The organism is Tateyamaria sp. ANG-S1 (assembly GCF_000814025.1).
Taxonomy (GTDB): Bacteria; Pseudomonadota; Alphaproteobacteria; order Rhodobacterales; family Rhodobacteraceae; genus Tateyamaria.
Genome location: NZ_JWLL01000014.1, coordinates 1 through 12,369 on the forward strand (window position 1 = coordinate 1; position 12,369 = coordinate 12,369).

Genomic DNA, 12,369 nt, shown 5'->3' on the forward strand with positions numbered 1-12,369 from the left:
TATAGGTTTTATTATGTGAATTTATGTCAGTGGTTCTGACGTTATGGCCGGACCTTCAGTGGCCCGAGCAAGGTGCTACGGCGGCGCAAAAATCGGCTGTCCTTGTTCAGAAGAAGACATCAGGAAGCCCCTTTTGACGGTTCACGTGCTTCGGGGTGTCGGGCGAGATAGTCGGCAAGCGTATCACGTGCCATCTCCAACAGGGCTGCACCGGACCGATTGGGCTCTGTCTTACGCGCAACGCGCCGCAGGAACACATCCGGCTTTATCTCAAGGACTTCCTCGTAAATCTTGGCATCTGGGAGACTACGGACGCCCTTCCGGTGCACATGCAGCGTGATGGTTTCGCGTGTGTTGCCCGCCGCATCTTGGCGAACAACATGCTCGCGCAGGCCAAATTCGACGGTAAAGTATTCGGTGCCTGTCCTGAGAAGCTGCTCTCTTGGACCAATGCCGGCGGAAGGTATCTGTGACAGAACAGCTGCGCGAAGTGGTGATCCCTTAGCCAGTGTTTGACCGTAAAGACTGAAGTTGAATGTCACACGACCGAAGAGCCATGGTAGGTTGCCACAAGTTGCAGTGGTCCAACGATACCAGCCATTTTCTAGGTAGATCTGCAAAATCTTCTTGAATTGCTTGCGATACAAAGAGATGCCCGTCTCTTCCGCGAACATGACGGCAACGAGGTTGAAGTTCTCGACCAGGAAGCTCCGACGTTGAATAGCATCCTGGGTCAGAATCGTGTTTTCAGTCTCAAGTTCCTGCTTCTTGCTCCGTTTGAGTTTTGAGCATCCCAGGATGCGTTCGAGGCAATAGTCAAAGCCTTCGACGTGCTTTAGCCGGTGTCGTCCATGCGGCACCTTCTGCGGGTTGGGGTTCTCAATGTTGATGAGTTGCATAGCCCCATGGCATTCAGGGCAATGCCCATATCGCAGGACCTTTTGCTGGTTCGGATCATATTGCGACCACGGGTACCGGTTCTCTGTTGCGGCCTCAAACACGTCCAACCTCACCAGCCGTTCCGGTGACGTGGCATCGCCCAGTCTCACGTACTTGCTCAAAATAATGCTCCCATTCAAAGTACCACTTTGACGGGAGCTTCGGCAGGAGTGACCTATCTGTCAAAAGGAGAACCGTGGTTGCGATACTCCAGCGCTCAATGAGCACGTTTTTGCCTTCGATCTCGAACACGGCATGGCACTCAGCGCCACAGCAAGGACAATACCCGGAAGCAATCGGACGCAGACCGACAAACAGCATCGTCTTCATATCGGGCGGAGACGCAGCCTCGATGGTGGTCATCCAATCCTCGTCCGGTTCCGGCAAATCGCCAGCGCCAGCGAGGGCCAAAAAGGCTGCGAGTAGAGGCCGAAGCAAACTTCTACGCGGCTCTGGAAACTGAAGATATGGCCGCGTAACTAACAGCAATCAGCCTCCGGCAAACCCGGCGCGGTTCAAGATGACTTTGTCGCCGAGCCCGACATCATCGCACGTGTCAAAAAACAGCCAATGCGGTAGAAACCGGGCGCTAACCATCTTTGACCAGTATGATAGTAAACTCTTGTGTGTTTTGTCGGCTGTCACCGACCTCCACCAGACGTAGTCGTACTTGCCCCAGCCGATATAATACATCATAGATTTGTGCAAAACTGTCTGGCTTGAAGCGCCATGCATGACAGTCGATGTAGTTACCGCCTGCACTTTGAAAAATCTCTAAGGCTGTTTTTACGCGGTCAGGATAACCTGTAAAATAATCAGCGTCGGCGTGATCTTTCAGCCAATGGCGCGATGCGTCGTTATGAGTGCGCCCGGCAATTAGGTTTGTAACGGAGGCGAGCGTATGTCGGGTTCTTTTCTCCGCAAAAGCCTGAAGGATGTCTGCAACGGAGGAATAGGGCGAGAAATGGTCGAAGCAAAACCGCTTGTCCGGTACGAAGGCGATATATCGACCACCCGGTTCGAGTAGATCATATACCTTCTCGAAGTGTGAGATGAGATCCGGCTGGTGCTCAATACAATGAGAACTGAAGACCTCGGCAAATGTCTCCGGTATGGTTGAGATGTCCCCATGGGGATCGGAGTAGTGCATATCAGGCACAGTATCGGCCGTCACGATCGGATTGGGATCTTCGTCAGCCCGCCTCTTCAGCTCCTCCGTATCGAACACATCGAAGTAACGGGCATTCGGGCCTTTAACGACGGGATGGAAATAAGGTCCGATTTCAAGAGTTAACCCGGCTCGGCCAAGTTCGGCTGAAATCACCTCGCGATGGAGGTGGATCTTTTCGCGCGGTGTGACAAGAGGATGGGTTCCACGGAACGCTTCGTGGGCCGGTTCCGGGATTAGACCGGGTGCCTTGCATTGTTGATCACCGATCGCTTGCGCCGCCCCCAAAGTGGCAAGCGCGCGACGCTGCTTTCTCAAAAATCGTCGAAGGCCCATGGTTGCTCCGCAAAAAGCTATTCTATGTCGCAGAAGCTATGATCGAAACGAGGTCGTGCGCGCAAGTTGCAAGTGTGCGTTCCTGCATCACGTATTCATAGGCGTTTTTGGCAAGTCGCGTGCGCAGTTCCGGAGACTCCAGTAGATGTAAGACGGATTGCCCAAAATCATCCGCGTCTGCTAGCAGTCCAGTGTCTTCATGTACAACGCCGTTGTAGGCGTGTGATGCGCTGTAGACGCCAGGAAACCCAAACGCCGAGTATTCGAGGAACTTTATGTCGGATTTTGCTTCGTTGAATGGACGGGCTGCGAGTGGGGCGATCGCGACATCCCAGGTCACGTCCGATTGCATAGCCTTCAAATAGCTGCCGTATCCAGACGCCGTCCGGGGCGCTGACAGCATTAGCTGGTCGAACAGACTCTGAAGGTGACCAGCATTGGCAACCCCAAAGAATTCGAGGCCAAACCGGTCTTTATGGCCCGCAAGCGCACCGCGCAGCGACTCCGTCACTGACAACAAATCCCGCAGGTGGCTAGGTGTTCCGGCATATCCAACGACTTTGTAACGGTTACTGTTTTTAACCTTTGTAGAACGCTCGGTTAAAAGACGCTCGTTCAGTGCATTTCGCCAAACGCGTTTGACAGCCGGCCAAGCGGCCATCCGATCAGCCAAGGAGCTCGTTGAGCAGATGATTAAATCGGCTTCGGAAGCGAGGAAGCGCATGACGGGCCGCTTCTTAGCAAGGTGTGCCTCTATGGACCGGATTGGATGTGCGCTGAACAGGTCATCATCGATGTCATAGACCAGTTTGGCACCGCGTGTGCGTATCAAACGCACGACCGTCTGCGCAGCTTCGAGGCTCAGATCCGGCCATCCGCTCCGCTGCATCATAACAACATCGATGCGACCGCCGGGCAATCTCCCGTCGATGCTATAAGAGGCGTTTACCAAACCCTCGACGGATGGGTGCGTCAACGGATCGATTAGCCGAACCTGCGCGCAGACCCACAGCGGCAGCGTCGCAGGCGTTTCGGGAAGGATGTGGATCCGCAAGCTCACTCCGCCGCTCCGAACAAGAGCTCGAGGATGCGCTGCGCGGAACGTTTCTGAGAAAATTGACATACATCTTGAGTTGCGTTTTTTCTTAATTCAGCCAGCAAGTCCGGGTTGTCGATTAAGCGGCTAGCTGCCGCGAAGCAGGCATCTTCGTCCCCGCTGTCAACGATCAGCCCATTGTGCCCGTCGACGCAGAAATCGATCGCCCCCCCGTTTCGGGGCATAACAACCGTGCATCCGCTTGCCATGGCCTCCATTGCGCTCAGCCCCATGGCTTGCCACTGCGAGAAGTCGAGGAACACGTCGACGTTTCGCATGAGAGACGCAACTTCATCGGGGCGCAGCCGCCCCAGGTCGGTTATACTAGGGGTCAAGCCAAACTTCCGTTCATGGTTGAGGTCGCTTCCGAATACGACCAAATCGACCGATGCGCCATAGGTTGAGGCCAGACGGTTCAAAACTCGCATGGTTTGATCTGGTGCGCGACGGTCTACAATGCCCGACTCGAACCTCAACATCGCGGCGAGGCGGGTTGGCCTGTGCGGAACGAGGTCACGCCCTTTGGGACGGAAGAGTGAAAGATCAACGGATGCACCGATAACAGCAGGTCTAGGAAAACCGCGCTTTGCGATAGCATCGGCATTCCAGTTGGTTTTGGTGAACCCGCTAGCACGGTCAAGAATCTTGTAGGATTCGACTGCAGCGTGGTACTCAGATGATGCCTTTTTGAAAAACGCCGGCTCATCATCTTGAATGTAGTATCCAAGCTTTGGCGCGTTACCATCGAAGCGATCTGGGATCCAATCGGTGGTAAAATATGCCGATGCGATCACCGCGTCAAAGCCCTGCTCATTTTTTTGCAGAAACGCCTTGATCGCGGCATCGTTCTTAAAATACAGGGTCGATGCGCGTTCGGGGTAACTTTTTTCGAAGACTCTTTGGTTGGACTCATAGTTTATCAAATAAACCTGTGCGCCCAGGTGAGTCATAAGCAAGCTTTCCTGAACGAGGATATTGCCGCCGCCGCCAGCAAAGTTAATTGGGCATAACACGGCCACACGCTTGCCCCCGAACGAGACTTCTGGCGCATCTGCATATTCCAGCGTAGCTGCGAGGCGTGCGCGGAACGACAGGGCTGCCAGACTGTCCTTGCAATTTTGGACCTGTGGCCAGATGTGCTTTTGTGGATCATGTTTCGCACTGAGATTCTGATCTGCAGCTGCCGCGAGCTTCAGCCGTTTTTCAGTGCTATAGCTTTTAGACTGCGCATGGAAAACATAGACGTTTGGCGCGAAGATCAACTTCCAGCCCGCCTGTCGCGCCCGAATGCAAAAATCGTTTTCCTCGCCGTATCCGGCGCCGAAATTTTCCTCGTCGAAGATCCCGATGTCATCAATGAGCGACTGACGGATCATGAAAGCAAAGCCGTTGATAAATGGGAAATCTATTCCTTGTGGCGGCGCGACTGAGGACGTAAGTTTCTGCATATGCTGGACGTCGATGTTCGGTGGTAAAGGGTTATCGTTCCAGTCGCCATCCTCGTTGAATAACAGCGGCACGGATTGCCACGACGCAGTGTTAGAAGACGGCCCGATTATTCCGATTTTTTCATCGGATTCACCAACTTTCAAAAGCTCTTCGATCCATCCAAAGGGGACGATTGTGTCGCTGTTTAGCAATACGGTCCACGGCGCGGTCGATGCTCTCATGCCCCGGTTGGCCGCTCGGGTGTAACCGCCTGCAACATCACTGCGTAGGAGGCTCGCGCCCTGGGCAGCTGCAAACTCCTCAAGATACAGCTTTGTGTCGTCCATGCTGCCATCATCTACGAGTATCAGCCTGTAAGGCGGCCTGGTGTTTGCAATAATCGATGATAAGCATGCTTTCACATCGTTCAACGCGTTGTGAATACAGACAACGATATCAACATCACGGTCGGTGTCGGCGTCTACGATGGGGCGTCCATCCAAATCGTTGCCAAGGAGAGCGTTGTGTCCTTTGACCCGTCCCGCGTGGGCGGCGGAATCGGCTTTCAAAGTCGTCAGTGCAGAGATGAAGCTTTTCGTGAAGAACTCCGGGTTTCTTTTACGCGATGATTTCTGCAATTTCTGTCGGCGACGGTCCGATAAACCAGGCATATTCGCCGCTAGCATCGCTGTCCTTGACACCAATTTCGACAGGACCGGACGCTTCATAGCAGACTTTAAGCGATCCAAATCCCCAATTAGACTTTCAACCGTGGCTTCCTGTATGGAAAGAACCTCCTGCAAGCGCGCGGCGTGGAGTTGTTCTGCTGCTACTTGAGCTTTCAAGCTGTTTACCTGCGCCATCAACTCGCGTTGGTGGGCAGTTGGATCGAAGTAGCCGGAGATAATTGCTTCTAAGGGTAGTACACCAGCACTCCACTGGTTGTCACTTTGATCCGGAGCCGTGAGTGTCATCCCGCGCGCCTTAATCGGATCAGGCGATACGATTGCATCGCCGCCCACCACCACGCGCTTTCCAAGCAAGGTTTGCGCGTTCAAGGATTTCGAAACCGCGCAGACGGAGTTCTGAAAATGCACGCTCTCAATGCTCAATACATCAGAATCTTCAAACGTCACGTCATATGTCTCGGAAAAGTATCTTAGCCTATCGGTCGCATTGGCGTTCAAACCCCAATGCTCGAAATTAACTATATCTCCAAGTGATTTGAAAAAGCTCATACTTGAAAAAGGAGCATGCAGTCCACCGTTGAAATCGTCTTTCCAGTAACTGCAGTGTAGGTCTTCCGCGATGAACAGGCCACCGGGCGCTAGATACTTGAAGTAATGGGCAAACGCTTTGACAATATCACCGGATTCATGTGATCCGTCGTCAATAATGATGTCAAATTGATCGGAAATTTCAATAACGCGCTTTTCGGTATCATTATCCGTAGCATCGCCAACAACTACGGAGATACGATCATTGCCGTAAGTCAGTCGGGAACATTTTTCGTCTATGTCGCAGCCGACAATCTTTTCGAAATTCGGGAAGTATTTTTCCCATATTTCAAGACTCCCGCCATTTTGTATACCAATTTCCAGGATTCTGACATTTTGGAGGCGAAACTTACTCAGCAATCTATCGTAAAATGTTAGATATGATTCCCACTTGTCACTAACTTTGCCATGATGCTCGCTATATAACTCTAATAGGGTTTTTCCCACGCCTGTTCCGTCCATCATTTATGTCATTCCTTAATGATATTGAAGCTTCGCTCGATATCTTTTCCCGTAGTCTTTGGGCTACGTACCAGCTCACATACAGCTAACGGCAATCTACCTGCCGAACAACAGGGATCTTGGCCGAACAGAAAGCCACCGATCGGACGTGTCCAAGCCCCCCTAATCCGGACCCTTCAGGTGTAGAATACGTTCCGTCTACTTTGTAACCGTTGCCGTGTGACCAAAGAGCGCACCACGATGGTCACCGCGCTCCGTTTACCGACGATCATCAACTCAGGCAAGATCATGGTGATCAAGGACGGCCTGTTAGAAGAAGAAGGCACGCTGTAAGAGTTGCTGGCCAATAACGGCCTCCTCTACAGTCCCTAAAACAGGTAATGCGAGCCGGCTGCAACAACAGAAGCTTAACGCTTTGTAAAACTCATCCTGCCGCCCCCCCCCCGCACCCGCTTTTCACTCAGCCAAGAAGTGCTTTGTCGGCTTACACCAAGCAATTGTAGGCCGTTTCAGCCCAAAGAAAGCTGCGCCACTCTGCCTAGAGTGTATGGACATCCCAGCCGGGCGCCAGCGTGCGGCGCGGCATCCAGAGCCTCTGACGTTGCGCGCGAAAATTTTTAGGCGGGCCTTTGAAGTGTAGCTGTGGCGCAAGGATTTTTTGAGCGGGGCCTCTGGCATTTTCTTTTGAAAGCAAATAATTAGAGTGGCGTGTTGAACTACCGCAAAACGTTGCCAGCCGGATACTTCTATGCCTCCACTTTGGAAAATTCGCCGTGAGCTTCTACGATTGATTTCAGCACCGGTTCGCGGTGCAACTGAGCTCGTACGCTCACTTTATCTGCGTCGATATTATGATGGTGTACTGGCACGGCGCATCAAACGGCATCAAGGTGTTCTGCCCCTTGGTCCCGAGATCGGTATCTATTTGATATTTCCTTCAAATGGAGTCCTGCCGTCTCATCTGCGGATGCTGCGCGAAATGGTTGCAAGCGGCATTTCTCCATTTGTTGTTTCGAACCAACCGCTTTCTGATACAGATCGTATGCTGCTGACGCCATTGTCTGCTTGGGTCCTTGAGCGTCCCAATGTTGGTTACGACTTTGGAGGTTATCGCGACGGCGTACTGGAAATCGCGGATCAGTTGCCGTCACTTTCTCGGCTATGGCTCATTAATGATTCAGTATGGTTGGTGCCTCAGAAGACCAGCTGGTTTGACGATGCGCGTACCTTGGGTGTGGATTTCGTAGGAGCGACATCGAATTTTGCCATGCCCCGTGTTGACCCCGAAAAGTTTCGAGAAATCAAATGGTCATTCAGCGTCCATCATCGAAATTTTCACTATGCTTCTTATGCTCTGGGAATAGGGCAGTCCATTCTGCAACACCCGGGTTTCTTGCGATATTGGAAACAACTCGAAATTCGCAATGATAAATCGCGAACGGTGCGGCGCGGCGAAATTGGCTTGTCACAATGGGTTTTGAAAAGAGGTTTCAGTCACGGAGCGACGTATGAAGTTGAATGTTTGGATGCTGAACTGACCGCAATGAACGATTTTGAGATCGACCAAATCGCTAGTGATTTGATCATTCCTTCTTCGCCGCGGCTTGAAGCAGAGCGACAACGTGTGCTGAAAAGCATTCCTACGAATCACACCGGTCGCAAAGATCGAATTGCTATAATACTCTCCGCAGTCTCAAGGCAAGCGAGTGGTTATGTATTGCCGGGCTATTCACTTCGTCGTCGTGGCTTCCAGTTTTTGAAAAAGTCACCGCTTGCAGCGTCACCTCAAGTTGCGCAATCCATGCATAAGTTGATTTCCCGTATTGAGGGTGAGGCTGGAGCCGAGATTTACGCGGAGGCGCAATTAATATCAGAATCACAAGGCTACGATCGTGTGTGACGTCAGCGCATATTTGACCCGCCCTCAGTTAAGCATCTTAAGGTCAGGACTTCGGTAACGGGTTCGCCCCAGTCAAGTAGCTTTGCGCAGAATGATTGATCTGTCAAAGCGGTTGAGTTGTAGTTTTTCGTGTCCACCATGCGTGCTGTGGCGATTTTGTGCAGAGGTCCTTGGGTATATGCTTCGGTTCGTGGTCAGCGCAGTGGCTGCAAACATGATGCTGGTTTGATGTAATTCCGATGTGTCCATCTCATAGGCGTGCTTGGCGAACAACAGCGACAGTCCTGACCGCGGAATCACCGGAACCACGTCCCTGGGGGACCTCAAAAAGCCTTCGATCAGGCAGGCAACGGGTGGCGGCTCATGCGGTTAGGCAACTCTTGGCGCCGCATCCGGCTGGAAGGTCGTGCCATCGACCCAAATCCGATGCAAGATGACTGCGATGCGGCGTGCGAGGGCGACCATCGCGATTTTGCGGGCACGCCGCTGCGCGAGCTGCGCTCCACATGTTCGCAGCCATGTCGATCGGCTGCGGTTCATCATAACGGTTGCGGCTTGGCATAATACGCGCCTCAGATTGACATCCTCAGCTTTGGTTATACCGCCGGACACGTCCCGTTCACTGGAATTTATCGCGGCCAGTCAGTTCGCGCGCGGCGCCGACTTCAACCAGCCGATCGGAAAACCGTCGTGCTGCCCGTTGCGACCCAAAACTCGTGAGATCCATCGGCGTAATGGTATCAGATTTAAGAGAGAGCGCGACCGCCTTATCAGCGCCGTTGGCACGAAGTCTCGGTGACGCCGCTCACAGTTTTTGAGTGCGTCGATCAAGATCCGCTGTTTCCAGAACCACTTGAGACGCCACTTTAACGACCGCGCGATGAGCAGCTGTGCGTAGCTCATCACCGTCCAACCGCAGATCCGCACGCTTCAAACCGAGCGAAAACAACGGAAACACGTGTGACCATCCAAGTGATTGTCCCAAGACAGCATCGGCCAAGATGAGAGCCGCACTGTAGTCACGCGGACGCTCCCTTGTCACAACATCCAACGCAGTCACAGCTCGAGTGATCGGCGCCCCCTGCCCTGCGTCCAACCAGACTGCAATCTGTTCTGGTTGGAGATGTGGGAGCGCACGGTACAGCGCCTTGATCGAAAGCGACCTTTCGACAGCGCGCTGCCAGGATTGATAGACCTCCCCCGCCGGACCGGGGTTATCTCCCGGCTGAACAAATGCCACCGCGTCCCTCAAGTCCGAAGCCCGTTCGGGCCGACTGCTAAGAGTGACGCAAACATCTGCAGCGCGAAGCGCAAGCTTGGCGCGCAACAAGTCTTGGGGCACATCGGGCTGTGCCAACACAAGATGCAGATGCGACAGTACTGCCCCCGACAAAAACACAACATCTTCAGAGGTTTCCGCACGCCCTGAGGTAACCCAAGAGGGCATTCTCTGTAATGTGTCGAAGGCGCAAGCGGCATATGTCGTGTTACAAGACTATCCCACCGAGGCGCTTTTGCCCACAATATAGTGTAGTAACCGCCCCAACCTGCTGATTTATATTATGTTCAATAAGTCGAATTGGGCCGTCAGAATTGGCGGACGCGTGACAGCGGGAGGCCGTTCTGGTCGACATGTGCGTTGGAGCTGGCCAGCGCAGCCGCGTTTTCCTGTTGCCAGAGCAGCATCTGGGCGCGCTGCACCGCGGCCCGTATTCCTTGCTCTGCTGCCCGGGACAGGTTCACGTCCAGCGCGCGGGCTTCGGACAGAAGCGCGTTGTCGAGCGACAGGTTGGTCGGTTTGCGGCGGTTTTGCGTGTTCATCGGCGGCTCCTGGGACGTGAAGGTAGGCGCAAAGTGCGTACGCATCAAGCATGCGCATGTTGTGTGTGGATTGCCGGTGCCGGATGCGCGTGGGCGGGGCTTTGCCGAAAGTGGCGCTTGGGCGGCTGTCAAAGCCCGAACGCATGGAAAAAGAGCGCCCTACAGGCGGATTTTGGCGGCTCCCTGCCCTGTTTCGGCAGCTTCGCGCCGGATCGCCGGGGCAAAATTGATGGCGGATCACACGCCTCTATACACTCTGCAACAGTTGATCCCCTGAAACCCAGTATGTGAGCGTGGTTAGGCCCTAGAATGAGATTTATTGATCGAACATCCGTAATAGTATCGGCAAACCAACGCGCGGTCGCACGCACTGCCGTCGCGCAACCCTCGCGGCGCGCGGTGCTGGCCGGGTCGGCGGCATTTCTGGCCGTTGGCCTGTGGAACAGCGCCCGGTCGGACGCGGCGGCGGCTGACGGCCCCATGACCTTTGAACTGTTGGTGGAGAAGGCGCGCAACGCCGCCAACCAGCCCTATGAGCCGACCGTCATTCCGGCGCCGGACATCATCGAGAGGGTCAACTACAGCGCCCATTGGCAGATCCAGTTCCGCCCCGATGCGACGCTTTATGTGGGGCGCAACAAGGCGCCTGTGCAGCTGTTTCACCCCGGCCGTTTCTTTCCCGAGCCGGTCAAGATCTATATCCGGGACGAGGCGGGCACGGCGCATGAGGTACCGTTCGTCCGCGACTTCTTTTCCATGCCGGAGGACAACCCGGCCTTTGATCTGCCCGAGGGCTATGGCTTTGCCGGTTTCCGCGTCATGCGTCCGGGGCTCGAGCCGGACTGGATTTCGTTTCTGGGCGCGTCCTACTTCCGGACCGATGGGCCGGAGGCGCAATACGGGCTGTCGACGCGGGGGATTGCGGTCAACACCGGGTTGGACATACCCGAGGAGTTTCCGCGCTTTACCGCATTCTGGCTTGGACCGCCGGAGAAGGAGGACGAGGAGCTGTCGATCTGGGCCGAACTGGATGGCCTGTCGATCACCGGTGCCTACCGGTTTGGCGTGGTTCGCAACGCGGCCTATGGAGGGCATCTGACCCGCATCTCGGCCCATCTGTTCCTGCGTGAAGACATCCAGCGTCTGGGCGTCGCCCCGCTGACCAGCATGTACTGGTATTCCGAACGGGACCGTGCGGGCGGTGGTGACTGGCGCCCAGAGATCCACGACAGCGATGGCTTGGCGCTGGCCACCGGCAATGGCGAGCGGATCTGGCGTCCCCTGAGCAATCCCGAACGCGTCAGCACGTCGAGTTTCATGGATCAGAACCCCAAGGGATTTGGCCTGATCCAGCGCGACCGCAAGTTCGAGAATTATCAGGACGACGGTGTGTTCTACAATCGCCGCCCCTCGGCCTGGGTGAAGCCTGTGGGCGATTGGGGGGCTGGCCAGGTGCAGCTGTTCCTGATCCCGACCACGGATGAAACCTTTGACAACGTGGTGGCCTATTGGGTGCCGGAGGGTCCGACCCAAAAGGGTGCGGAGTTCCGGTTTGATTATGACATCGAGTGGCGCGCGCGGGATCCGCAGCCCGATGGCGTCGCCTGGGTCGTGGCGACGCGGCAGGGCGAAGGCGGTGTGCCCGGCGATCCGCTGCCCGAAGGTGTGGACAAGATGGTTGTCGATTTCGAGGGTCCTTCGCTGACGGGGCTGGATCGTGACAGTGGCGTCGAGCCAGTGATCGACGCGCTGAATGGCCGGATCGTGGAGCCCATTGATGCCTATCCCATCGTGGGCACCGAGCGGTGGCGTCTGACCTTTGATTTCGTTCAGACCGGCCCCGAGCCTGTGAGCCTGCGCGCCTTTCTGAAGCACCGGGACCGTGCGTTGACCGAGACGTGGTTGATGGATGCTGAGGTTGAGCGGAGCAAGCAGGGCTGAT

At 54.7% G+C, this 12,369-nt stretch carries 8 protein-coding genes and 1 pseudogene; 2 read left to right on the plus strand and 7 right to left on the minus strand.

Translation table 11 applies throughout. The features are described from left to right. Positions 1-119 precede the first annotated feature (119 nt). The 5 genes from RA29_RS19360 to RA29_RS22150 all read right to left on the minus strand — a co-directional run bounded on the left by RA29_RS19360 (position 120) and on the right by RA29_RS22150 (position 6,709). Positions 120-899, minus strand: a complete 780-nt coding sequence (locus tag RA29_RS19360) for a hypothetical protein (protein WP_039689156.1) — start codon at positions 897-899, stop codon at positions 120-122. A gap of 94 nt (positions 900-993) precedes the next feature. Beyond that, positions 994-1,302 (minus strand): hypothetical protein, encoded by a 309-nt coding sequence (locus tag RA29_RS19365; RefSeq protein WP_039689158.1) that lies wholly within the window; start codon positions 1,300-1,302, stop codon positions 994-996. 226 nt (positions 1,303-1,528) lie between these two features. Then, the gene (locus tag RA29_RS19370; protein WP_082029632.1) at positions 1,529-2,443 is read right to left on the minus strand and encodes a hypothetical protein; all 915 of its coding nucleotides are present in this window, start codon (positions 2,441-2,443) and stop codon (positions 1,529-1,531) included. A 22-nt stretch (positions 2,444-2,465) separates the two neighbouring features. Beyond that, positions 2,466-3,503, minus strand: a complete 1,038-nt coding sequence (locus tag RA29_RS19375) for a glycosyltransferase (protein ID WP_193743591.1) — start codon at positions 3,501-3,503, stop codon at positions 2,466-2,468. Next, positions 3,500-6,709, minus strand: coding sequence for a glycosyltransferase (locus RA29_RS22150; protein ID WP_082029634.1), 3,210 nt, complete (start codon positions 6,707-6,709; stop codon positions 3,500-3,502). The genes RA29_RS19375 and RA29_RS22150 overlap by 4 nt, the downstream gene beginning before the upstream one ends. 745 nt (positions 6,710-7,454) lie before the next feature. Between RA29_RS22150 and RA29_RS22600 the strand changes: the two genes are divergently transcribed. Beyond that, positions 7,455-8,606: a rhamnan synthesis F family protein gene (locus RA29_RS22600; protein WP_082029635.1), complete on the plus strand. Its 1,152-nt coding sequence runs from the start codon at positions 7,455-7,457 to the stop codon at positions 8,604-8,606. Positions 8,607-9,225: 619 nt separating this feature from the next. On the opposite strand, the pseudogene RA29_RS19390 reads toward RA29_RS22600, so the two are convergent. After that, positions 9,226-10,053 (minus strand): annotated as a pseudogene (locus RA29_RS19390) (DUF1403 family protein). A gap of 140 nt (positions 10,054-10,193) precedes the next feature. Continuing rightward, the gene (locus RA29_RS19395) at positions 10,194-10,427 is read right to left on the minus strand and encodes a type II toxin-antitoxin system CcdA family antitoxin (protein WP_039689162.1); all 234 of its coding nucleotides are present in this window, start codon (positions 10,425-10,427) and stop codon (positions 10,194-10,196) included. A 309-nt stretch (positions 10,428-10,736) separates the two neighbouring features. On the opposite strand from RA29_RS19395, the gene RA29_RS19400 reads away from it, so the two are divergent. Further along, a complete protein-coding gene (locus tag RA29_RS19400; RefSeq protein WP_082029636.1) occupies positions 10,737-12,368 on the plus strand; it encodes a glucan biosynthesis protein D in 1,632 nt (543 codons plus the stop codon). Position 12,369: the final 1 nt, after the last annotated feature.